Here is a 21,141-nt window from a genome sequence, read left to right as displayed (position 1 = left end):
GTTTCATCCGGGTTCGCCACGTCTGTTGCCCCGGCGCTGCAGCCAGACCCGCGCATCATCGATGCAGGTAAACAGCACCGGCACGACCAGCAGGCTGAGCAGGGTGGAGGTGACCAGGCCGCCGATGACGGTGATCGCCATCGGTTGCCGGAAGCTGGCATCCGCGCCCAGTCCCAGCGCGATCGGCAGCATCCCTGCCACCATCGCCAACGAGGTCATGATGATCGGTCGTGCGCGGTGGCTGCACGCCTCCACCAGCGCCGCGTCGCGGAGCAGGCCGCCATGGCGCATCGCCTTGACCGCGTGGTCCACCAGCAGGATCGCGTTCTTGGTGACGATGCCCATCAGCATCACCAGCCCGATCATGGCCGGCACATCCAAGGCACTGCCGGTCACCAGCAGCGCCAGCAGCGCGCCGCCCAGCGACAGCGGCACGGCCGACAGAATCGTCAGCGGCTGGAACGCGTCCTTGAACAGCAGGACCAGCACACAGAACATGCAGGCCAGCCCAGCTGCGATGGCGATCAGGAAGCCGCTGGCAAGCTCGGCCGCCAGTTCCGAGTCACCCGCTTCGATGGGCCTTACGCCTGCCGGCATGGCGCGGCTGATCGGCAGTGCCGCAACCGCTGCGTCCGCATCGCCCAGTGGCATGCCGGCCAGGCCAGCGCCCAGCGTGACGTATCGCTGGCGGTCGAACCGGTCGATCTGGCTCGGTCCGCTTTCCATGCCCAGGTGGGCGATGCTCGCCAGCGGCACCGTGCCGTCGCGCGCCGGCACGCGCAGGCGCCCGATGGCGTCCAGATCCTCGCGGACGCGCAGCGGCACCTGCACCCGGATCAATAACTGGCGCGTGTCCAGGTCCAGCCGCGGCAGGTCCGCGTCGACATCGCCGCCGAGTGCTATCCGCAGCGTATCGGCGATCGCCGTGGTGGACACCCCGCGTTCCGCGGCACGGTGCGCGTCGGGTCGAATGGTCAGTTCGGGTTGTTCCAGGCTGGCCGTCGAGGTGACGTTGGCCAGGCCCGGAATCCCCCGCATCTGCTGTTCCAGGGTCTGCGCCGTAGCCTGCAGCAGCTGCGCATCGTCCCCGGCGAGGATCAGCGTGAGCGCGGTGCCGAGGCTGCCGCCGCCCACGCTGAAACGCATGCCGGGCACGGACGCCAGGCGCTCGCGGAGCTTCGCTTCCATCGCCTGCTGAGACGCCCGCTGTCGGCGCGGTGCCAGGCTCAACGTGAGCAGCGCGCGGCGCACCTCCGGTGACGCTCCGTCCTCGCCACCCGCTTCGCCTACGCGGGTGAATACCTGCGCCACACCCGGCGTGCCGGCCACCGCGTGGCGCACCTGCTCGGCCGCCTGCACCGCGTCGGCCAGCGCAACACCCGGCGGCAATTCCAGTGCCACCTCAACGTAGCCCAGGTCGGCGGCGGGCATGAAGCCGGTGGGCAGCAGCGGCAGCAGCGCGAACGACCCCACCAGGAAGGCAAGCGCCCCGGCCAGCGTGGTCCGGCGGTGGCTGAGAACCCAGCGCACGGCCGCTAGATAACGCGGCATCACCCGGCCCTCGGGGCGCGGGCGCGGCGGCAGCGCGCGCAGCCAGTGCACGGCCAGCAGCGGCGTCAGCAGGCGCGCGACGAGCAGCGACGCCAGCACGGCAATGACCGTCGTCCAACCGAACTGGGCGAACAGCAGTCCCGCGATGCCCGGCATCAATGCCGTCGGCAGGAACACCACCACCAGCGTGAGCGTGGTGGCCAGGACCGCCAAGGCAATCTCGTTCACCGCATCGGCGGTGGCCACCGTGATCGATTTGCCTCGGCGCCGATGGGTTTCGATGTTCTCGATCTCCACGATCGCATCGTCCACCAGGATGCCGGCGACCACCGCGAGTGCCAGCAGCGTCAGCGTGTTGAGCGAGAAGCCCAGCCAGGGCATCACGGCGAAGGTGGGCAGGATGGACAGCGGCAACGCCATTGCCGCCACGGCGGTCGCGCGCCAGTCGCGCAGGAACCAGGCCACGACCAGCACCGCCAGCACCGCGCCTTCCAACAGCATCTGCATCGAACCGTGGTACTGCTCCAAGGTGTAGGCCACCCGGTTGGCCACCGGGGTGAACACCAGCCCCGGGTGGGACGTGGCCAGGGTTTCGAGCATCGCCGCCACCTGCTCGGCGGTGCGGGTTTCGTCGCTGCCGCGGGCGCGGTACACGTGGAAGCCCACTACCTCGGTTCCGTCCAGCAGCGCCGCCTGGTCACGATCACGCACCCCGTCGGTGACCGTAGCCAGCTCGCCCAGCCGCAGATGCCGCCCGTCGGGCAGCGCCAGCATCAGATCGGCCAGCGCAGCGGACTCGTTCACCGTCGCCAGCGTCCGCAGCGCCTGCTCGCCGCCGCCCAGCCGCACACCAGCGGCTGACGCTTGGCGTTGCACGGCACCCAACGCCCGTGAGACATCGCTGGCGGTCACCGCCAGCGCGTCCAGTTGCAGTGGTTCCACCTCTACCCGGATCTCGCGCTGCACGCCGCCGAGCCGCTCGACGCGTCCAACGCCGGGAACACCGCGCAGGGCCTTGTCCAACGTATCGTCGACGAACCACGAGAGCGGCTCGGGTGCCAGCGTCGCCGATTCCACCGCGTAGGTCAGGATCGGGCTGCTGCCCACCACGTCCGCGCTTACCGCCGGTGGCAGTACGTCGTCGGGCAGCGCCGCGCGGGTGCTGTCGACGGCCGCCTTGACGTCATCCAGCGCATCGGACAACGGCGTGCCGATCTCGAATTCGGCCGAGATGTGAACCACCCCATTGCTCACCTGCGTGCGCAGGTGACGCAGACCGACCACCGCCGCGATGGCATTCTCGACCGGCCGGGCCACGGCCGTCTCCAGCTGCGCCGGCGCCACACCGGGTTGGGCCAGCGCCACGTTGACCGTGGGCAATTCGATCTCGGGCAGGTTCTGGATCGGCAGCCGAGCAAAACCGATCGCGCCGGCGACCACCAGCAGGGCGAACAGCAGAAGCACGGGGGCGGGATTGCGGATGGACCAGGTCGCAAGGTTCATCGTGTGCCTGCTGCGACCGGCGCGGTAGCGGCGCGCCCCGCGACGATCTGGACGCGGTCACCCTCGGCGAGGAACCCGGCCCCCTGGTCGACGACCCAAGCACCCGGTTCAAGACTTCCGCCCACGTCAACCTGGCGCTGGCGACGGCGCGCCACCGTGACCGTGCGTGCGCTGACATGCCCGGCGCCCCCATCGGCGTTTGCCGTAAACACCAGGCTGCGGCCATCGCGGACGACCAGTGCCGATTCCGGTACCACCTGCGCGGGCGAGCGTGCCAGGCCGATCTCTCCCTGGACATACATGCCTGCGCGCGCGGCGCTGCCGACAGGAAGATCGGCGTATACCCGTCCCATGCGTGCAGCGTCGTCCAGCGTCGGGGCGATCTGGCGGAGCTGTGCGTTGGCGCTGCTGCCGTCCGGCAGCGTCAGGCGCACGCGCTGGCCGACGCGGACCTTGGCCAGCTGCGCCGCGCCCAGCTCACCTCGCCACTCCAGCCGCTGCTGCCGGATGAACCTGAAGAGCGGTTCGCCACGCTCGGGCACTGCACCCAAGGTTGCACTGCGTTCGCTGATGACACCGTCATCGGCAGCCCGTACCACCGCGTAATCGATCTCCACCTGCTTGGCCTTCAATGCCGCGCGCGCCGAGCGCACGGCCGCAGCCGCACTCTCTGCCTCGGTCAGGGTGAGCAGCACCGACTGCTCGCTCAGCGCCCCGCTCGGGCGCAGCGCCTGGGCCCGCTCCGCATCGCGGCGGGCGCGCGCCGACTCGGCGTCGGCCTGGGCCAACAGTGCCTGCAATCGCTGCGCGTCGGCCTGCAGCAGAGCATCATCGAAACGCGCCAGCACCTGGCCCTTGCGGATCACCGCCCCCACGTCGACGTCCACGCTGACCAGGCGCAGGCCCGCAAGCGGCGCACCCACCACCGACTCCTGCCAGGCGGCAATGGCGCCCGAGGCGGTGAGGGCCTCGTCCCAGTCCTGCTGCTTTACCTGCACCGTGGTGACGGTCATCGCGGGCGGTGCCTGGACCACATCATTGCCGGCGGTGGCGCCGCTGCGCGCCGACCGCGCGACCAGCAGCGTGACCAGACCGGCGACCAGCAGCGCCACCGCAGTAAGCACCGCCTTGAACAACAGGCTGCTGCGACCGCTGGCGCGCGCAGGAATGGGGGGAAGCGAGGCGGCCAGAAGACGGCTGCGAGAGGACGGGGGACGATGCGGGACCATGCAGGTGCTCGGAGAGGTAGGGCGGTGCTGCCGGAACGACGACAACGGCCGCGCCTGGCAGGGGCGGTGCCGAGTGTGCGGCGGCACGGGTTACCTGCTTCTTACTGGCGCTGCATGCCGCGAGGCTCGAACGCGGCCGCTGGCTGAACGGCAGGCGACGCATCGGCCGGCGGTAAGTCGCCTGTAAGTCCGCGCCCGCAATGCTCGCCGCGCCCTCTCAAGGAAGTCCCCCATGCTCAAGTACGTTGTTTCCGTTCCCTTCCTGCTGCCTGCGCTGGCCGTGGCACAGAGCCCCTCCAGCACCGGCGACCTGCTGGCCAAGGCCGACGATGACCGCTGGTCGATCGGTGTGGCCGCGTCCGTGCGCCAAAGCCCCTATGCCGGCGAGGGAACGCGCGTGCGCCCGGTTCCGCTGCTTACGTTCGAGGGCAAGCGCATCTTCTGGCGGGGTCTCACCGGCGGCGTGCACCTGGTCCAGGGCGATACCTTCAGCCTGGATGCGGTGCTGGCCGGGCGCTTCGATGGCGTGGACATCAAGGATCTCGGCCGCCGCGAACTGCTGGCCAACGGCGTGGATCCGGCCCTGCTGGAGGATCGCGACGACGCACTGGACGCCGGCATCGCCGCCACCTGGAGCGGCGCGGCCGGCGAATTCAAGCTCAGCGCGCTGGCCGATGTCACCGATGCGAGCGGCGGCTACGAGCTTTCGGCCGACTATGCCTATGCCCTGCAGTGGGGCCGCACCACCGTGGTGCCCGGCGTCGGCGTGCGCTGGATGTCCGATGATATGGTCAACTACTACCATGGCACGCTGGACGAGGAAGTTGCACGTGGCGTAGTGCGCTACCAGCCCGGCGCCGCCGTGGTTCCGCACGTCAGCATCGCCTTCTCGCGCCCGCTGGGCGAGAAGTGGCGATTGCTGGGCGGCATCAGCTACGACGTCCTGCCCGACGAGATCACCGACAGCCCGCTGAGCGAGCCCGATACCGATGGGTCGGCCGCGCTGCGCATCGGCATCACCCGCGGCTTCTGACCCCTACCGACTCCTGCCTTCGCCATGTCCCAGACAACGCCCCCTGCCCTGCCCAACCGGATCGCGCTGGTCGAAGACCATGCGCGACTGGCCAGCCTGGTCGAGCGTGGGCTGGGTGCGGCGGGCATCGCGGTGGATACCTTCGCCACGCTGGAAAGCGCCTGGCACGGGCTGACCCGGCATGGCTATGCACTGGCGGTGATCGACCGCGGTCTGCCCGATGGCGATGGGCTTGAACTGGTAAGGCGCATGCGCGCGGTTGGCAACCGCATCCCGTGCCTGATGCTGACCGCGCGCGATGCGCTGCACGACCGCGTCGAAGGACTGGATGCGGGGGCGGACGATTACCTGCCCAAGCCGTTCGCCATCGAGGAACTGGGCGCGCGGGTGCGCGCCCTGATGCGCCGCCCGGCAGCGCTGCGCGACCCACAGCTGGTCCACCATCGGCTGCAGGTGTTGGCCGAGAGCAGCTGCATGCAGTGCGGCGACGAACAGGTCAGCCTGGCCCCGGCCGAGCTGCAGATCATCATCCTGCTCGTGCGCGCGGCGGGGCAGGTAGTGCGACGGGGGGCACTGGAGCGTGCCGCCTGGGGGGTGGGTGAGGCCGTGACACCCAATGCGCTGGACGTGGCGCTGCATCGGTTGCGGCGAAAACTGACCGCCATCGATGCGGGGTTGTCGGTGGTCAACATGCGCAACCTTGGCTTCGCCCTGCGGCCCACCGATGCTGCCGCGTAGTCTCAGCGCGCGTTTGATGCTGGCCACGCTGCTGGCGCTGCTGGCCGGCGCCCTCACTGCGGCGGCGGTCATGCTGCTGGTCCGGCATGCGGCCCCCGATGACATGGTGCGTGAGGAGCTGATGGAGGAAGTGGCCGAACTCCGCGCCGGCATGCAGGTGGATGCGGCCGGCACCGTGCGGCTTTCCTTGCCACCGGAGGTGGGGAACGTCTACGACGCGATGCCCCGCGATGCGGCCTTCCTGCTCACCGACAGCCGCGGGGGTCGCGTGGCCAGCAGCCCGGCCAGCCCCGCGCTGGAGGCGTTGCAGGCACTGCCTGCCGATGCCACCTCCCTGACCCTTGCCAACCCGGGGGGCGATATCCACCTGCAGGTCACCCATGCGCGGCTTGAGCATGCCGGACAGGTCTACGGCCTGCGCATCGCGCGCAGCGACCGGCTGGTGATCACCCTCAAGGAACATGCCTCCCGGCTGTACCTGCGTGCCGGTACGGCCGTTGCGGTGCTGGCGCTGCTGACGTTCATGGCGGTCATCGCCATCATCGTCAACCGCATGCTGCGACCGCTGCGCCAGGCCTCGCGCGTCGCGTCGCGGATCGGGCCGCGCAATCTGGGGTCGCGCCTGCGCAGCGAAGGGCTACCGTCGGAGGTGGTGCCGATGATCGAGGCGTTCAACGCCGCTCTGGCGCGCCTGGAACAGGGTTTCCGGGTACAGCAGGAGTTTCTGGCCTCGGCCGCGCATGAACTGAAGACGCCGCTGGCATTGTTGCAGGCGGAGATCGAACTCAGCGGGGCGCCCAACACCGAGCTGCTGCTACGCGACACCGCGCAGATGGCGCGCCAGGTGCACCAGCTGCTGCATCTGGCCGAAGTGAGCGAAGGCCACAACTACGCGTTCGCACCCGTGCGGCTCGGTGCGGTGGTACTCGATGCGGTCGACTACCTGGACCGCCTGGCCACCCAACGCGCGGTCACCGTGGTGGTGGAAAGCACGAACACCGCACATCCGCCGGTGGAGGCCGATGCAGCGGCAGTCTTCGTGCTGGTCAAAAACCTGCTTGAGAACGCGCTGCATCACTCACCCGCCGACAGCGTGGTCCACGTGGAGCTGCGCGCCGAAGGCTTCAGCGTCCGTGATGCCGGCAGCGGCGTCGCCGACGCCGACCGCCCCCATCTGTTCAAGCGCTTCTGGCGCGGCAATGCCAGAGACAGCGGTGGGGCTGGACTGGGGTTGGCGATCTGCCTGGAAATCTGCCTCTCGCACGGCTGGGAGATAGCGCTCGCGCCAGACACCGACAGCGCTGGCGCATGCTTCGTGGTGACGGTGCCGCAACAGCGCTCGCCGCACGTGGCTGATGCACGGACTGAATAGCGCGACGGCTGGCACTGGCCGGTGCCGTTGGTTCCTCAAACGCCGGGCGGGGTCCAGTCGGACCACATGCTGTATTCGCAGTGCCCCTTGGCGGCCGTGCACATGAATACCCACGTGCTGTCGTTCTGTTCCAGCCACCAAATGGAACTGCCTTTCCGCGCCTGCGCCGATCTCACCTCATCAGACACATGCGGGCGAAGCTTGCCGGGCACGCCGCGTTGCAGCTGCCGGAACAGTGCGGGTGCTTCATCCGGGTCGAACGAGAATTCACCGTGGGATTCATTGATGTCCAGATTGTTGATGGTCACGATGTCGACGGCTGACGGCGGCAATACATCCGGCAGCCAACCCCGACCGAACAGCTCGTCCGCACGTGCATCGGCGAGTGTCTCGTAGCGGCTTTTCACGATGTCCGTGCAACCCGCAACGAGGAGCACCGCGAACATTGGCAGCGCCTGCACCACGCGCTGGCGTAGCGATCTTCCTTGATTCACGCAGATACCTCATGGGTCGGAAGGCTCGAGCGACGTTCCCGCTGGGCGGCGGTAGCAGACCAGGTGGGAGCGGATGCTCTGACTGAAACCTACACCATCTTGACGACCACCTTGCCCTTCGCTCGGCCGCTCTCCACATACGCCAGCGCGCTGTGGGTGTCCTGGAACGGGAAGACCCGGTCGATGACCGGGCGGATCGCGCCGGCTTCGACCAGCGAGGTGATGTCGCTCAGCTGCTTCCCTTCTGCCCGCATGAACAGGAAGGTGTACGTCACCCCCATCCGCTTTGCGCGGCTCCGGATGCCACGGCTGAGCAGACGAAGTACCTGCTTCAGCGGCCAGCGGAGCCCGCGCGCGGTGGCAAACGCGGGTGTGGGCGGCCCGGAGATGGAGATGAGATGGCCACCTGGCCTGAGTATCGCCAGCGAGCGCTCCAGCTCGTCGTTGCCCTGGCTGTTGAGCACCACGTCGTAATCGCGCAGTGCGGCGGCGAAGTCCTGCTGCTTGTAGTCGATGACAACATCCGCCCCCAGCGCCTTCACCCACGCGACGTTGGCTGTGCTGGTGGTGGTGGCAACGAACGCGCCCAGATGTTTGGCGAGCTGGATGGCAATGGTGCCAACACCGCCTGAGCCGGCCTGGATGAAGACCTTCTGCCCCGGCTTCAACTGCGCTGTTTCCACCAAGGCCTGCCAGGCCGTCAGCGAAACCAGGGGCAGTGCGGCGGCCTCCACCATGTCCAGATTGTTCGGCTTGAGCGCCACGGAGCCCGCGTTGACGGCGATGAACTCGGCGAACGTGCCGATGCGATCATCGTCCGGGCGTGCATAGACTTCGTCGCCCGGCTTGAACCGGCTCACCCCGGACCCGACGCTCACCACCGTCCCCGCCATATCGTTGCCAAGGATCAACGGCAGGCGATAGGGCAGGATCATCTTGAACTCGCCCGTCCTGATCTTGTTGTCCAGCGCATTGACGCTGGCAGCATGCACACGGACAAGGACATCGCCGTCTCGCAGCGCGGGCTGCGGGAGGTCGCCGATGCGGCCGCTCTCCTTCTTGCCATAACGATCGATGAGGAAAGCTCTCATGGGCGGTGTGCCTCTGGTTGAATAGTGAGCATCACGAGGGGGTGCCTGGGCGGGCACGGCGTCAATCAGCGCTGCGATAGCGTTCTGCAGCGCGCGCTTGGCGGATATCCGAGAGCAGACCCTGACGCGAGGCGTCGAGCGTGTCCCAGCGTTCGGCTACATGCAGCGGCGGTATGGTCACGGTCTCGCGACGATCAAAGCCGACCAGGGCGGCATCGACCAGCTCGCCGACGTCCATCACCTCCGACAACGTATTGATGTCGATGCCGGCACGCTCCCAGATCTCGGTCCGCGTGGCTGCGGGCAGCACGGCCTGCACGTAGACGCCCTTGGGCGACAGTTCCAGGCTTAGCCCCTGCGACAGGAACAGGACGTAGGCTTTGGTCGCACCATACACGGACATGCCGAACTCCGGCGCCAGCCCAACCACCGAGCCGATGTTCACGATCGCACCATTGCCCGCGCTCGCCAGTCGCGGCGCAACGGCTGCGGCCAGGCGCGTCAGGGCGAGGATGTTCAGCGTTACCAACGGGTCGATGCTGTCGGCCGATTGCTCGGTAAAGCCGCCGGACTGGGCAATGCCGGCGTTGTTGATCAGGATGCCGATGCGGGCGTCGTCGCGCAGGCGCGCTTCGACAGTGGCCAGGTCGGCGGGCCGGGTGAGGTCGGCCGGCAGCAGGTCAACGGTTACTCCGCTGTCCTCCCGCAGACGTGCGGCCAACGTCTCCAGCCGGGCCTTGTCACGCGCGACCAGCACCAGGTCATGGCCACGGCGGGCGAAACGTTCGGCGTAGACGCTGCCAATGCCGCTGGAGGCGCCGGTGATGAGTACGGTGGGGAGATGGCTCATGGTGTCTCTCTTGAAGGTCAGTTGGGGGCTGTGCAGCGCGGCGCTATTGGACGGGTTACTTCTGCGTCGTATCGGTCAACGCGGGGTAGTCGGTGTAGCCCTCCGCGCCGCCGCCGTACAACGTGTCCGGGTTCAATGCATTCAAGGGCGCGCCCGTCTTCAGGCGTTCGACCAGATCGGGATTGCTGATGAAGGCGCGACCGAAGGCGAAGATGTCTGCCTTGCCCTCGGCGAGGTGTGTGCTGGCCCGTTCCAGGTCGTACCCGTTGTTGGCCAGATACGTCCCCTTGAAACGCCCGCGCAGCCCGTCGAAGTCGAAGGGCGCGACGTCACGCGGGCCACCGGTTGCGCCTTTGACCACGTGCAGATAGACGATCCCCAGCGCGCTGAGCTGATCGACGATGTAGTCGTACTGCGGCTGCGGGTCGCTGACCGTGGCAATTGCGTTGGCCGGCGATACCGGCGAGATGCGCACGCCAGTGCGTTCCGCGCCGATCTCGGCTGCCACGGCCGCCGTGACCTCCAGCAACAGCCGCGCGCGGTTCTCGATCGAGCCGCCGTAGGCGTCCGTGCGCTGGTTGGCGCCGTCCTTGATGAACTGTTCGAGCAGGTAGCCGTTGGCGCCGTGAATCTCCACGCCGTCGAACCCGGCCGCGATCGCATGGGCGGCTGCCTGGCGGAAATCATCGACGATGGCGGGCAGTTCGTTGATCTCCAGGGCACGCGGCTCGGACACATCGACAAAGCCGTTGTTGACGAAGGTCTTGGTTTGCGCACGGATGGCCGACGCCGAGACAGGCGCGGCGTTGCCCGGCTGAAGATCCACGTGCGAGATGCGGCCCACGTGCCACAGCTGCACGAAGATGCGCCCGCCGCGGGCATGCACAGCCTCAGTGACCTGGCGCCAACCGTCGATCTGGTCCTGCGTGTAAAGCCCCGGCGTGTCCTGATAGCCCTGAGCCTGGGCCGAGATCTGGGTGGCCTCCGTGATGATCAGGCCGGCCGAGGCGCGCTGGGCATAGTAGGTCGCCGCGAGGGGGTCGGGCACCAGGCCGGCGCCGGCACGATTGCGCGTCAGCGGTGCCATCACGATGCGGTTGGCCAGGGTCAGCGACCCCAGCAGGTAAGGCTGAAAGAGCGTCGTGTTCGTCATGGGGTATCGGGGCGTCGTGATCGTGGAGGGGACTGTTGCCGAGGGGCCGAAACCCGGTCTTCCGCTGCTGCGACGCAATAATGATGACCGTAATCTTAAATGTCAATGGTTTGATGATGCATATAATCTAAGTGTGATAAGGTGGCGTACTTCCGCAGCACAGCGTTGCAAGGCATCGGTCATGAAGGTCACCAAGGCACAAGCGCAGGCCAACCGGGCGCACATCGTCGAAACCGCCTCCGCGCTGTTCCGGGAGCGGGGATACGATGGCGTGGGTGTTGCAGACCTGATGGGAGCCGCGGGGTTTACACACGGCGGCTTCTACAAGCATTTCGCCTCGAAGACGGACCTGATTGCTGAATCCTCCACCTGCGGGCTGGCGCAGTCGGCAGATGCCGCAGCAGCTCATTCGTTGGCGGATTTTCTTGACCATTACCTGTCGAGGGAGCATCGGGACAACCCCGGGCAGGGCTGCACGATGGCTGCGCTGTGCGCGGACGCCGCGCGTCAGCCAGACTCCGTCAAAGCGGCGTTTGCAGCCGGTATTGATGCGCAGCTGAGCCGCCCCGCCACGGACGCTGCCCAGCCGAATGAGAGCACCAGCGCCGAGGCGCGTGCGCGCCGGATTTCCTTGATGGCCATGGCGGTGGGCGCCGTGGTGTTGTCCAGGTCCTGCCCGGACGACGCGCCGCTGGCCGACGAAATCCTCGATGCGTGTCGGGCAGACGCACTCGCGCGCCTGACGGATGCATCGAACACGTGAGGCAGCACCTCAACCCAACCGCGGGTCATTCGTGTGCGGTGCCGCTACCCGCCACCACGCCATCCTCGGTCCCTGCACCATCTGCGTGTCGCGCTGCGGTTCCTGCGCCTGGGCCAGTTCCTGCACACGGCGCTGTTCCTGTGATTCGCGGCTCTGGTTGGCAACCGCATACTGCTGTTCGGGTGGTGCGGCCAAGGCTTCCTGCGTCGGCATCTGCGCCCGGTTGGCCGCGGGGTCTGGCGAGGCGCCCCTGCCCCGAGCGCATCACCAGCAGCGTGGTGCCTGCGGCCCGGGCGTCGGTGGCGTCGTTCAATGCCATGTCCACTCTGTCGCCCGGCTTGAAGCTGGAGGTGATGACGAAGAATTCGCCCCGGTGGGTGTCGGTCTCAACCGATACGGGAATGGCAGTCTGCTCGTTCATGGGCTTCCGTCATGGATGCGTGGGTAGAACAGGTCGCTGAGGCAGGCTGACCGTAGCCGGGGCTGCGAGGCGCGGGCACGTTTGCTCCGCCGCAGGCGGCATGTGAGGCGGTGGTCCGGAGGCTGCGCGGCGGCCGTCCGGTAGTTCCCTGAACGCGCGCTTCATTCATGTACCGGTCAGTTCAATATTCAGGGTTGATTAGAACGCCTAACGGATAATTCACACCTGTCGACCGTCCTTCTCTCTCCCCTCCCCAAGGGGGACGGTCGGCAAAACCAAAAATAATAAAGGTGTGTTCCCGATGATGAAGACTTCCCTGCTTGCCCTGGGCCTGATCGCTGCGCTGCCGTTTGCTGCTTCGGCCGCCGATGGCCTGTCGTACAACTACGTTGAAGGCGGCTACGTGAACACCGATGCCAAGGGTGGCGACGCTGACGGTTGGGCCGCGAAGGGCTCGGTTGCCGTGGCGCCGAACTTCCACATCTTTGGCGATTACAACTCGCAGGAAACCAAGCGCGGCAACGCCGACGTTGACCAGTGGCGCGTGGGCGTCGGCTACAACTACGGCATCGCGCCGACCACCGACCTGGTGGCCCGCGTCGCGTACCAGAAGTTCGATCCGAAGCACGGCCTGGACTTCAACGGCTACTCGACCGAAGTGGGCGTGCGCACCGCGTTCACCCCGATGTTCGAAGGCTACGCGCTGGCTGGCTACGAAGATTTCAGCAAGAAGCACGGCATCAACCCGGACGGCGAGTTCTACGGCCGTGTCGGCGCCCAGGCCAAGTTCACCCCGAACTGGGGCCTGAGCGGCGAAGTGAAGCTGGCCAAGGGTGGCGACAAGGAATGGTTCGTCGGCCCGCGCTTCACCTGGTAAGTCGGTAGCTGCAAGGTACGTTGTTTGATGGCGTGATCTCTCTCTCCCTCACGCCATGAAGCCCGGCTCAGGCCGGGCTTCACTTATCTGGCTCCCACCTCGTCGGTGTGCCACGCAAAGACCCAGCCCAGGCTGGGTTTTTGCGTTTTGGAGGCTGACGCGGAGAGCAGCCGACTAACAGTCGGCTCTACCCAGTCGGTTGTTCACCCAACCGGATCCACCGGCCAAAAAAACCCCGGCAGTGCCGGGGTTTTTCGTGGGTCACTTGAACAGCGTGTCCGGGTATTCCGGCTTCTGCTCGCGTGCGAGCAGCGCGCGCAGCCCTTCTTCCGGCGTCTGTTCGCCGTGCAGCACGGCGCGGACGCGGTCGGAGATGGGCAGGTCGATACCATGCCGGCGTGCCTGGCGCATGACTTCGTCGGCGGTCTGCACCGATTCCACCACCTGGCCGATTTCTCTCACCGCATCCTGCAGGCTCTGGCCACGCCCCAGCGCAAGGCCGAGACGACGGTTGCGCGAGAGGTCGCCGGTGCAGGTCAGCACCAGGTCGCCCAGGCCCGCCAGGCCCATCAGCGTTTCCGGCTTGGCCCCGATCGCAGCGGCCAGGCGCAGCATCTCGTTGAGGCCGCGGGTGATCAGGCCGGCACGGGCGTTGAGGCCCAGCTGCATGCCATCGGCCACGCCGGTGGCCACGGCCAGCACGTTCTTCATCGCGCCGCCGAGTTCGGCACCCACCATGTCATCGCCGGTATAGGCGCGGAACGCGGGGCCGTGCATCGCTTCGGCCACCTGCTGGGCGAACTCCGGGTCGTCGCCATGCACGGTGATCGCGGTGGGCAGGCCCAGCGTGACTTCCTTGGCGAACGACGGACCGGTCACCACCGCCAGCGGCACGTCGGGGCCGAGGACCTCGCGCGCCACTTCATGCAGGAAACGACCGGAACCGGGCTCGAAGCCCTTGGTCGCCCATGCCACGCCGGCATTGGCCGGGCGCAGCGGTGCCAGCGTCCGCACGGTTTCACCGAAGGCGTGCGATGGCACCACGACCAGGATCCACTGCGCGTCCTTGACGGCGGCGGCAAGGTCGGTGGTGGCGCGCAGCGACTCCGGCAGCGGAATGCCCGGCAGGTAGCGGGTGTTCTCGTGACGCTGGTCGATGGCGTCCACCATCGCCGCATCGCGGCCCCACAGCACGGTCGGGTGACCGTGCCGCGCAAGCAGGCTCGCCAGGGCCGTGCCCCAGGAGCCGGCGCCGAGAACGGCGATCTTGTCTGCGTTATTGCTCATCCGTACGACTGCAGCGCCGATCAGGCGTTGCCGGCCGGCTCGGAATCAGCGAGCGAGGTCTCGCCCTGTTCCTGGCGCTGGCGCAGGGTTTCGGCGTACAGGCCTTCGAAGTTGATCGGCTGCAGGAAGAACGGCGGGAAGCCACCGGCCTGGATCAGCTCGCTGACCAGCGAACGCACGTACGGGAACAGGATGTTCGGGCACTGGGTGCCAAGCAGCACGTCGATTGACTGCGGGTCCAGGCCCACCAGGCCGAACACGCCAGCCTGCTGCACTTCGGCCACGTAGGCGGTCTTGTCACCGGCCTTGCAGGTCAGGGTGACGGCCAGCACCACTTCAAACGCGCTCTCGCCCAGGCGCTGCACGCGCTGGTTGAGGTTGAGCTGCAGTTCGGGCTGCACGGCTTCGTTGAACACGGCCGGAGCGTTCGGCGATTCGAAGGAAACGTCCTTGACGTAGATCTTCTCGACGGTGAACGCGGGGCCGGTGGCGGCGTCGGCCGGCGCGATGGCGCCGTTGGTGTTCTCTTCGGACATTTCCTGTTGCTCCAGAATGAATGCAATGAATGCTGTAAAAACGATTGTTACATGCCCTGCGATGGGGGCGTGTGGCGGCGCGCACAAGGCGCACCGTGCAATCGGGGCAAAATCAGTTGCGGCCCTTGACCAGCGGCAGCTCGGCCTGCTGCCAGGCCGGAATGCCACCGTCGAGCACGTTGACGTGCTCGAAACCGGCCTTCTTCAACGCCTTGGCGGCGGTTTCCGAGGCGGTGCCGGTGCGGCACACCAGCACGACCGGGCTCTGCTTGGCGTTGACCACCAGCTTGTGCTCCGGACCGAACTGGGCCGGCTGCACGTTGCGGCTGCCCGCAATGTGGCCCTTTTCGAAGTCGCTGCTGGAGGACAGATCGACCACGACCGCGCCCCCCGCATTCATCAGCTGGGTGAGCTCTGCCGGCTTGAGCGACCTGTAGCCGCGCAGCAGGCGCCGCACTTCGGTGACGATGATGGCTACGGTCAGGCCCACGAAGGCCATCGACAACATCGGGTTTCGGCCGGCAAAAGCCAGCAACTCTTCGTAATTCACTTGGATCACGGGTCGATAAGCGGGCGCCGATTGTCGCACATGCAGGCGAACCGGCGTCCAGCGAGGCGGTGGGGGCTCAGTTGGGGTCCTGCCAGAGGTCCGGCAGGCCGTTGGCCTGCAGCCAACGCTTGCCCTCGGCATCCCAGCGCCAGATTTCCTTGACCCGGACCGAGCGCTCGGACTGGGTGTTGTTGTTGATCACGCGTACCTCGGCATTGCGGCCAACGCGGCCATCGGGCATCGGCACGTTGTCGCTGGCGCGGTAGCTGGAGATCTTCACCTGCTCGAAGCGGCGCAGTTCCAGGTCGGTGAGCGGGTGCTCCTTGGCGTACTCCGGGTCCAGGTACGGCAGCGCGTCTTCGACGGTGCCCCAACGCATGGTGGAGTCGTACTTGACCTGGGTTTCCTCCAGCTGCTTGCGCTGCTTCTTCGACATCTTTTCGGCGGCCACAGCCGTAACGCTGGTCAGCGCCAGCAAGGTCAGCAGCAGGATCTGGAACGTACGGCGCATGCGAATTCCCCAATCGGCAAGGCGCCCATCCTACCGTCTTGCGAAGGCGACGAAACGTCCGGTCAGTTCAGCGGCCGGCTTGCCGGCCTCGCCGGGCTGGCGGGCCACCACTTCTATGCGTGCCTTGCCGCGCTGGGCGAAGGTGGCCAGGAAGGTGGCCCAGTCGGCCTCGTCGGCGGCCTGGGCCTGGGCGTGCAGGTCCTCGTAGACCGGGGCCAGGTAGCGCACGTGGCTGTCGGCCACGTACACGTCCGCGTCGAACCCCGCCAGGCGCAGACGCAGGGTGACCAGCGCCCAACCGGACAGGGTCAGCGCCGAGGCGAGGCTGCCGCCGAAGGCGTTGCCCTTGTCGTTGACGTTGGCGGCCAGCGGCGCGCGCAGGTGCAGCACCCCGTCGGCATGGCCATCCACGCGGATCTGCATGGCGGCCACCGGCGGCATGCGCTCAAGGACCTGCTGGAGCGCAGCCAGGTGCGCGGGCATGGAATCGGAATCGGACATCGGTACGGCGACGTTGCGGCGAAGGCCTCGCATAATGCCCGCAATGAACAGCTCCGCACATGTGCCGGAATGGACCCTGGTGTCGCTGCGCCCACGCGGCCAGCATGCCGCGCTGCGGCGTGCGGCGCGGCCGCTCGGCGCGCAGGTGCTGGCCCTGTCGCCGTGGGCGCTGGTGGCCCGCGACGATGACGCCACCCGCGCCGCGCTGGCGCAGGCGCTGCGCGCCGACCGGGTGGTGTTCAGCAGCCCGGCGGCGGTGCATGCGGCGGCCCGCCTGCTGCCGCTGGACGCGCCGCATGCCGGACGCTGGCTGGCGGTGGGCGCGGGCACGGCAGCGGCACTGCACCGCCATGGCGCCGACAGCGTGCTGTCACCCCGCCGGATGGACAGCGAAGGCCTGCTCGACCTGCCGGAACTTGCGCAGCTGCAGGGCCTGCGCGCGGCGCTGGTCACCGCGCCCGGTGGCCGCGGCATCATCGCGACCACCCTGGAGGCGCGCGGTGCGCAGTTGCAGCGGGTGGATGTGTACCGCAGGGTCGCCCTCACCCTGCCGCCCCGCCAGCTGCAGCGGCTGCGCCACCGGCCGCCACCGTGGGTCCTGGCGCTGAGCAGCGCCGAGGCGCTTGACCTGTTGCTGGCGCAGCTGCCGGCGGACCTGCTGGCGCGCCTGCGCCAAGCCCACGTGGTCGCCGCCAGCGCCCGTCTGGGTGCGCTCGCGGCCGAGGCGGGGTTCCTCCACGTAAGCCTGGCCGAGGGGCCGTTGCCGCTTCAGCTGGTCCACGCCGCACACGCCGCGATCACCACCGCTACAACTTCCTGAACAGGGGTCGCTTCCGGCCTTGCAGGCCGCGCGGGCGGCGGCGATGCTGTGCGCCTGATCGATCGCCAGCTCGTGAATGCACCGGCGCGATCGACAAGGATGACTGGATGAACGACGTTGCCCCGCCCCCGCCGACCCACCGACCGCTGCGCTGGATAGTGCCGCTTGCTGCGGTGGTCGTGATCGTGGGCGGTGCCGGCTGGGGCTGGAACCAGTGGCAGGCCCAACAGCTGCGAAGCGCCCAGCGCCAGGCCGACGCCGACGTGCTGGTGCAGGGCCTGGCCAGCAGCGTGGAGTCGCTGCGTCGCGACCAGCGCTCCACCTCGCAACGGGTCCAGGACGCCGCCGCGACCAACCGGGTGCTGCGCGATGAAATGCTGGGGCTGAGCCAGCGCAACGCACTGCTCGAAGAGAACCTCTCCCGGCTGGCCGACAGTACCCGCCACGGTGCGCAGGCCCTGCAGCTGGAGGAGGCCGAGCTGCTGCTCAGCCAGGCCGGGCAGCGCTTGGCGTTCGCCGATGACGTGGAAGGGGCCAAGCGCCTCTACGCGCTGGCGGCCGGGGCGCTGGACGACGTGCAGGGTGGCGAGTTCCTCAACCTGCGCCAGGCCCTGATGCAGGAGCGCAATGCGGTGGACACGCTGGGCATCGGCGCACGCGCGGGCGTCAACCAGCGCCTGGGCGCCTTCTCCACGGCGCTTGCAGCGCTTCCCGAGCAGGTGGAAACGGCCCCGGGCCAAGCGGCCGCACCGTGGTGGCACCAGGTGCTGGCCCCGTTTGTGACCATCACCCCTACCCGCACCCAGGGCCCGCTCACCCAGGCCGAGCGACTGACCGCGTGGAACGCACTGCAGCTGGAACTGACCCTGGCGCGCGCGGCGGTGGAGCGCGGCGACCAGGCGGGTTTCGAGCAGGCGCTCGATCGCGTGGCGATCTGGCTGCCGCGCCTGTGGCCGGATTCACCCGCTCTGCGCGAGCGGCGTGCTGAACTGCACCAACTGCGCACCAGCGTGCTGCGCCCGCCGCTGCCCGAACTGGGCAGCACCCTGCAGCAACTGCGCGCGATGCGCGATGGGAGTTAACCGATGAAGCCGATTCAATCCTTGGTGGTGCTGTTGCTGGCCGTGGCGCTGGGCGTAATCGCCGCGCAGTGGCTGGGCGCCGATTCGCTGCGCCAATACGGCGAGGTGATCTACCGCGCGGGCGGCAACGACTACCGTTCCACCGTGCCCCAGGTGGCGCTGATGGCGCTGGTGGGCCTGCTGGTGCTGTGGCTGCTGTGGAGCCTGGCCGCGTCGCCGTTCCGGGCCTGGGGCCGCTACCGCCGCAAGCAGGGCCGCGCACGCCTGATCGAAGGCCTGCAGGCGCATGAGTATGGCCACTGGCAACGCGCGGAAAAGCTGCTGACCACCGCCGCCGAAGACGAGGAAGTGAGCGCCGTTGCCTATGTCACCGCCGTGCGCAGCGCGCAGGCGCGTGACGACCAGGCGGCGGTGGATCAGTACCTGCAACGTCTGGCCGGTGCGGATGCCACCTCGCACGCGCTGGTGCAGGCCGAACGGCTGCTGCAGCAGGAGCGGCCGGTGGATGCGATCAACGCGCTGGACGCGCCCGGCATCCAGCCGCTGCCGCCGCGCGGCCTGTGGCTGCGCACCGAGGCGCTGGCACGGGCCGAACGTGCCCATGAGGCCTACGGGCAGCTGGGTGCGCTGCGCAAGCAGAAGGTGCTGCCGGATGAGGCCGTGGCCGAACTGGAAATCCGCTTGGCCGCGCAGTCGCTGCTGGAAGCCGGCGACGTGAACGCACTGGCTGCACAGTGGGAGACCACGCCGAAGGCGCTGCGCAGTGACCCGGACGTGGTGTCTGCCTATGCACTGCGTGCCGTGGCGCTGGACTGGGACGAACCGGCGCTGCTGGCGCTGGAGCAGGCACTGGACACGCGCTGGGACGAATCGCTGGTGACGCTGTACGGGCAGATGCCGGTGGAAAAGCTGGCCACCCGACATGCCAACCTGCAGCGCTGGCTGGGCCAGCAACCGTCGAGCCCGGCACTGCTGCTGGCGCTGGGCCGGATTGCGGTACGCCAGGGCGAGCACGTGCAGGCCGAGGATTACCTGCACCGCGCCATCGCCGCCGGTGCAGGTCCGGAAGCATGGGAAGCGTTGGGCGAGGTATTCCAGGCGCGCGGCGAACCTGCCCTGGCCGCGCAGTGCTACACCAATGCCCTGCGCCGCCAGCGCGGCGAAGACAGCGTGGTGCTTGCGCATCCCGCCGCGCCGGTGGCGCCGTTGGCCGCGTTAGTGCCCGAACGCGCCACCGTCGAGGAACAGTCGCTCATGAGCGAACCCCTGCCAGCGCGCGATGAATTCGGCAACCCGCTTCGGTAACGCAACGCCGCCCCGATCATCCAACCGACGTTCAGACCCCACCGAAGCCGCCTATCAGAGGTCGCACTCCCGGAACGAAAAAGGCCGCCCCGAAGGGCGGCCTTTTTTTCATCCGCGATGCCGACCGTCAACGCTCGACGATGGCCACCACGCCCATGCCGCCGGCGGTGCAGATCGACACCAGCGCACGGCCACCGCCGCGTTCGGCCAGCTGCTTGGCCGCCGTGGCGATCACGCGCGCGCCGGTGGCGGCGAACGGATGGCCGGTGGCCAGCGACGAACCCACCAGGTTGATTTTGGCGGGGTCGATGCGGCCCAGCGGTGCATCCAGGCCCAGGCGGTTGCGGCAGTAGTCCTCGCTCTCCCACGCCCGCAGCGTGCACAGCACCTGCGCGGCGAACGCCTCGTGGATTTCGTAGATGTCGAAGTCCTGCAGGGTCAGGCCGTTGCGCTTGAGCATTTCCGGCACGGCGATGGTCGGCGCCATCAGCAGGCCTTCGCCATGCACGAAATCGACGGCAGCCACCTGCGAATCGCGCAGGTAGGCCAGCGGCTCGTGGCCGCGCGCGCGCGCCCATTCCTCGCTGGCCAGCAGTACCGCCGAGGCGCCGTCGGTAAGCGGGGTGGAATTGGCGGCGGTCAGCGTGCCGCGACCGGACACCTTGTCGAAGGCCGGCTTCAACGTGGCCAGCTTCTCCAGAGAGGTGTCGGCGCGCAGGATGTTGTCGCGCTCGACGCCGCGGAACGGCGCGATCAGGTCATTGAAGAAGCCGCGCTCATAGGCGGCGGCCAGCTTCTTGTGCGACGACACCGCCCACTCGTCCTGCGAGTCGCGCGAGATGTTCCACTCCTTGGCCATGTCCTCGCAATGGTCGCCCATGCTCTTGCCGGTACGCGGTTCGGCCACGCCGGGGAATTCCGGCTTCAGCTCACCCAGTTTGAAACCGCTGAGGATGGCCTTGATCTTGTCGCCGGTGGTCTTGGCGCGATTGGCCGCCAGCAGGCGCGCACGCAGCTTCTTGCCGTACACGATCGGCACGTCGGAGGTGGTGTCCGAACCGCCGCCGATGCCGGACTCGATCTGGCCCAGCGCGATCTTGTTGGCCACCGCGATGATCGTATCCAGCGAGGTGCCGCAGGCGCGCTGCATGGTGATGCCCGGGGTAAGCGGCGACAGGCCCGAGGACAGCGTGGCTTCGCGGCCCAGGTTCCAGTCGCTGGAGTGCTTGATCACCGCCCCCATCGCCACTTCGCCCAACTGCTGGCCGTGCAGGCCGAAGCGTTCGACCAGCGCGCCGAGCGTGCGCACCGACATGCCGAGGTTGCCGACGTCCGAATAGGCCGTGTTCTGGCGGCAGAACGGGATGCGGACGCCACCGAGGATGGCGACGGGACGAGCGTTGGGCATGGAGATACCTGGCATGGGAGGGGTGTCTGCAACATGGCCTGCACGAAGGAGCAGGCATAATGGGGG

Annotated in this window: 21 protein-coding genes; 8 read left to right on the top strand and 13 right to left on the bottom strand. The window is 68.1% G+C overall.

What is annotated here, in order from left to right:
- Positions 1-3: 3 nt before the first annotated feature.
- Together AC3ITN_RS00795 and AC3ITN_RS00790 are read right to left on the bottom strand one after the other, a co-directional pair.
- Complete coding sequence (locus AC3ITN_RS00795) at positions 4-3,054, bottom strand: efflux RND transporter permease subunit (RefSeq protein WP_489391727.1); 3,051 nt, start codon at positions 3,052-3,054, stop codon at positions 4-6.
- Entirely contained in the window at positions 3,051-4,283 is a 1,233-nt protein-coding gene (locus tag AC3ITN_RS00790; protein ID WP_489391726.1) for an efflux RND transporter periplasmic adaptor subunit, read from the bottom strand. Before AC3ITN_RS00790 ends, AC3ITN_RS00795 begins: the two co-directional genes overlap by 4 nt.
- 232 nt (positions 4,284-4,515) lie before the next feature.
- On the opposite strand from AC3ITN_RS00790, the gene AC3ITN_RS00785 reads away from it, so the two are divergent.
- The 3 genes from AC3ITN_RS00785 to AC3ITN_RS00775 are packed head-to-tail and all read left to right on the top strand — an operon-like array spanning position 4,516 to position 7,426.
- Positions 4,516-5,316, top strand: a complete 801-nt coding sequence (locus tag AC3ITN_RS00785; protein WP_489391725.1) for a MipA/OmpV family protein — start codon at positions 4,516-4,518, stop codon at positions 5,314-5,316.
- A gap of 24 nt (positions 5,317-5,340) precedes the next feature.
- Positions 5,341-6,054, top strand: a complete 714-nt coding sequence (locus tag AC3ITN_RS00780; RefSeq protein WP_313342237.1) for a response regulator transcription factor — start codon at positions 5,341-5,343, stop codon at positions 6,052-6,054.
- Complete coding sequence (locus AC3ITN_RS00775; RefSeq protein WP_489391724.1) at positions 6,041-7,426, top strand: sensor histidine kinase; 1,386 nt, start codon at positions 6,041-6,043, stop codon at positions 7,424-7,426. Before AC3ITN_RS00780 ends, AC3ITN_RS00775 begins: the two co-directional genes overlap by 14 nt.
- Before the next feature lie 35 nt (positions 7,427-7,461).
- On the opposite strand, the gene AC3ITN_RS00770 is transcribed toward AC3ITN_RS00775, so the two are convergent.
- The 4 genes from AC3ITN_RS00770 to AC3ITN_RS00755 form a co-directional block, all read right to left on the bottom strand.
- A complete protein-coding gene (locus tag AC3ITN_RS00770) occupies positions 7,462-7,920 on the bottom strand; it encodes a YbbD-related protein (RefSeq protein WP_489391723.1) in 459 nt (152 codons plus the stop codon).
- Between the two features lie 89 nt (positions 7,921-8,009).
- Entirely contained in the window at positions 8,010-9,011 is a 1,002-nt protein-coding gene (locus AC3ITN_RS00765) for an NADP-dependent oxidoreductase (protein ID WP_489392975.1), read from the bottom strand.
- Between the two features lie 61 nt (positions 9,012-9,072).
- Entirely contained in the window at positions 9,073-9,861 is a 789-nt protein-coding gene (locus AC3ITN_RS00760) for an SDR family NAD(P)-dependent oxidoreductase (RefSeq protein ID WP_489391722.1), read from the bottom strand.
- Between the two features lie 55 nt (positions 9,862-9,916).
- Entirely contained in the window at positions 9,917-11,014 is a 1,098-nt protein-coding gene (locus AC3ITN_RS00755; protein ID WP_489392974.1) for an alkene reductase, read from the bottom strand.
- A gap of 181 nt (positions 11,015-11,195) precedes the next feature.
- Between AC3ITN_RS00755 and AC3ITN_RS00750 the strand changes: the two genes are divergently transcribed.
- Positions 11,196-11,777, top strand: a complete 582-nt coding sequence (locus tag AC3ITN_RS00750; protein WP_489391721.1) for a TetR/AcrR family transcriptional regulator — start codon at positions 11,196-11,198, stop codon at positions 11,775-11,777.
- A gap of 9 nt (positions 11,778-11,786) precedes the next feature.
- Here AC3ITN_RS00750 and AC3ITN_RS00745 read toward each other — a convergent pair whose 3' ends face one another.
- Positions 11,787-11,972 carry a hypothetical protein gene (locus AC3ITN_RS00745; protein ID WP_489391720.1) on the bottom strand — a complete coding sequence of 62 codons (186 nt, stop codon included), beginning with the start codon at positions 11,970-11,972 and terminating at the stop codon, positions 11,787-11,789.
- Between the two features lie 530 nt (positions 11,973-12,502).
- Here AC3ITN_RS00745 and AC3ITN_RS00740 point away from each other — a divergent pair.
- Positions 12,503-13,075, top strand: coding sequence for an OmpO family porin (locus tag AC3ITN_RS00740; protein ID WP_313342459.1), 573 nt, complete (start codon positions 12,503-12,505; stop codon positions 13,073-13,075).
- 261 nt (positions 13,076-13,336) lie between these two features.
- Here AC3ITN_RS00740 and AC3ITN_RS00735 read toward each other — a convergent pair whose 3' ends face one another.
- The 5 genes from AC3ITN_RS00735 to AC3ITN_RS00715 all read right to left on the bottom strand — a co-directional run bounded on the left by AC3ITN_RS00735 (position 13,337) and on the right by AC3ITN_RS00715 (position 16,460).
- Positions 13,337-14,362 (bottom strand): NAD(P)H-dependent glycerol-3-phosphate dehydrogenase, encoded by a 1,026-nt coding sequence (locus AC3ITN_RS00735; protein ID WP_313342260.1) that lies wholly within the window; start codon positions 14,360-14,362, stop codon positions 13,337-13,339.
- A gap of 20 nt (positions 14,363-14,382) precedes the next feature.
- The gene (gene secB, locus AC3ITN_RS00730) at positions 14,383-14,898 is read right to left on the bottom strand and encodes a protein-export chaperone SecB (RefSeq protein ID WP_313342263.1); all 516 of its coding nucleotides are present in this window, start codon (positions 14,896-14,898) and stop codon (positions 14,383-14,385) included.
- 112 nt (positions 14,899-15,010) lie between these two features.
- On the bottom strand, positions 15,011-15,448 hold the full coding sequence (locus AC3ITN_RS00725; RefSeq protein ID WP_313342462.1) for a rhodanese-like domain-containing protein: 438 nt from the start codon (positions 15,446-15,448) through the stop codon (positions 15,011-15,013).
- A 76-nt stretch (positions 15,449-15,524) separates the two neighbouring features.
- Positions 15,525-15,959: a hypothetical protein gene (locus AC3ITN_RS00720; protein WP_313342265.1), complete on the bottom strand. Its 435-nt coding sequence runs from the start codon at positions 15,957-15,959 to the stop codon at positions 15,525-15,527.
- Positions 15,960-15,989: 30 nt separating this feature from the next.
- Positions 15,990-16,460, bottom strand: coding sequence for a YiiD C-terminal domain-containing protein (locus AC3ITN_RS00715; protein ID WP_313342267.1), 471 nt, complete (start codon positions 16,458-16,460; stop codon positions 15,990-15,992).
- A 43-nt stretch (positions 16,461-16,503) separates the two neighbouring features.
- On the opposite strand from AC3ITN_RS00715, the gene AC3ITN_RS00710 reads away from it, so the two are divergent.
- The 3 genes from AC3ITN_RS00710 (at position 16,504) to AC3ITN_RS00700 (ending at position 19,667) form a co-directional block, all read left to right on the top strand.
- Positions 16,504-17,280 (top strand): uroporphyrinogen-III synthase, encoded by a 777-nt coding sequence (locus AC3ITN_RS00710; protein ID WP_489391719.1) that lies wholly within the window; start codon positions 16,504-16,506, stop codon positions 17,278-17,280.
- 107 nt (positions 17,281-17,387) lie between these two features.
- Positions 17,388-18,362 (top strand): uroporphyrinogen-III C-methyltransferase, encoded by a 975-nt coding sequence (locus AC3ITN_RS00705; protein WP_313342273.1) that lies wholly within the window; start codon positions 17,388-17,390, stop codon positions 18,360-18,362.
- A gap of 3 nt (positions 18,363-18,365) precedes the next feature.
- Positions 18,366-19,667 (top strand): heme biosynthesis protein HemY, encoded by a 1,302-nt coding sequence (locus tag AC3ITN_RS00700; RefSeq protein WP_489391718.1) that lies wholly within the window; start codon positions 18,366-18,368, stop codon positions 19,665-19,667.
- Between the two features lie 127 nt (positions 19,668-19,794).
- On the opposite strand, the gene AC3ITN_RS00695 is transcribed toward AC3ITN_RS00700, so the two are convergent.
- Positions 19,795-21,090: an acetyl-CoA C-acetyltransferase gene (locus tag AC3ITN_RS00695; RefSeq protein WP_489391717.1), complete on the bottom strand. Its 1,296-nt coding sequence runs from the start codon at positions 21,088-21,090 to the stop codon at positions 19,795-19,797.
- Between the last annotated feature and the right edge of the window lie 51 nt (positions 21,091-21,141).

Source organism: Stenotrophomonas sp. KH_036_B (assembly GCF_057839485.1).
The sequence above is the reverse complement of the archived record's forward strand: the minus strand, read 5'-3'. Positions and strand labels throughout refer to the sequence as shown.

What these genes read in the sequence shown, in the direction of transcription:
- AC3ITN_RS00795 (WP_489391727.1), bottom strand. Translation starts at nt 3,054, where the DNA reads ATGAACCTTGCGACCTGGTCCATCCGCAATCCCGCCCCCGTGCTTCTG.
- AC3ITN_RS00790 (WP_489391726.1), bottom strand. Translation starts at nt 4,283, where the DNA reads ATGGTCCCGCATCGTCCCCCGTCCTCTCGCAGCCGTCTTCTGGCCGCC.
- AC3ITN_RS00785 (WP_489391725.1), top strand. Translation starts at nt 4,516, where the DNA reads ATGCTCAAGTACGTTGTTTCCGTTCCCTTCCTGCTGCCTGCGCTGGCC.
- AC3ITN_RS00780 (WP_313342237.1), top strand. Translation starts at nt 5,341, where the DNA reads ATGTCCCAGACAACGCCCCCTGCCCTGCCCAACCGGATCGCGCTGGTC.
- AC3ITN_RS00775 (WP_489391724.1), top strand. Translation starts at nt 6,041, where the DNA reads ATGCTGCCGCGTAGTCTCAGCGCGCGTTTGATGCTGGCCACGCTGCTG.
- AC3ITN_RS00765 (WP_489392975.1), bottom strand. Translation starts at nt 9,011, where the DNA reads ATGAGAGCTTTCCTCATCGATCGTTATGGCAAGAAGGAGAGCGGCCGC.
- AC3ITN_RS00760 (WP_489391722.1), bottom strand. Translation starts at nt 9,861, where the DNA reads ATGAGCCATCTCCCCACCGTACTCATCACCGGCGCCTCCAGCGGCATT.
- AC3ITN_RS00755 (WP_489392974.1), bottom strand. Translation starts at nt 11,014, where the DNA reads ATGACGAACACGACGCTCTTTCAGCCTTACCTGCTGGGGTCGCTGACC.
- AC3ITN_RS00750 (WP_489391721.1), top strand. Translation starts at nt 11,196, where the DNA reads ATGAAGGTCACCAAGGCACAAGCGCAGGCCAACCGGGCGCACATCGTC.
- AC3ITN_RS00740 (WP_313342459.1), top strand. Translation starts at nt 12,503, where the DNA reads ATGAAGACTTCCCTGCTTGCCCTGGGCCTGATCGCTGCGCTGCCGTTT.
- AC3ITN_RS00735 (WP_313342260.1), bottom strand. Translation starts at nt 14,362, where the DNA reads ATGAGCAATAACGCAGACAAGATCGCCGTTCTCGGCGCCGGCTCCTGG.
- secB (WP_313342263.1), bottom strand. Translation starts at nt 14,898, where the DNA reads ATGTCCGAAGAGAACACCAACGGCGCCATCGCGCCGGCCGACGCCGCC.
- AC3ITN_RS00720 (WP_313342265.1), bottom strand. Translation starts at nt 15,959, where the DNA reads ATGCGCCGTACGTTCCAGATCCTGCTGCTGACCTTGCTGGCGCTGACC.
- AC3ITN_RS00715 (WP_313342267.1), bottom strand. Translation starts at nt 16,460, where the DNA reads ATGTCCGATTCCGATTCCATGCCCGCGCACCTGGCTGCGCTCCAGCAG.
- AC3ITN_RS00710 (WP_489391719.1), top strand. Translation starts at nt 16,504, where the DNA reads ATGAACAGCTCCGCACATGTGCCGGAATGGACCCTGGTGTCGCTGCGC.
- AC3ITN_RS00705 (WP_313342273.1), top strand. Translation starts at nt 17,388, where the DNA reads ATGAACGACGTTGCCCCGCCCCCGCCGACCCACCGACCGCTGCGCTGG.
- AC3ITN_RS00700 (WP_489391718.1), top strand. Translation starts at nt 18,366, where the DNA reads ATGAAGCCGATTCAATCCTTGGTGGTGCTGTTGCTGGCCGTGGCGCTG.
- AC3ITN_RS00695 (WP_489391717.1), bottom strand. Translation starts at nt 21,090, where the DNA reads ATGCCAGGTATCTCCATGCCCAACGCTCGTCCCGTCGCCATCCTCGGT.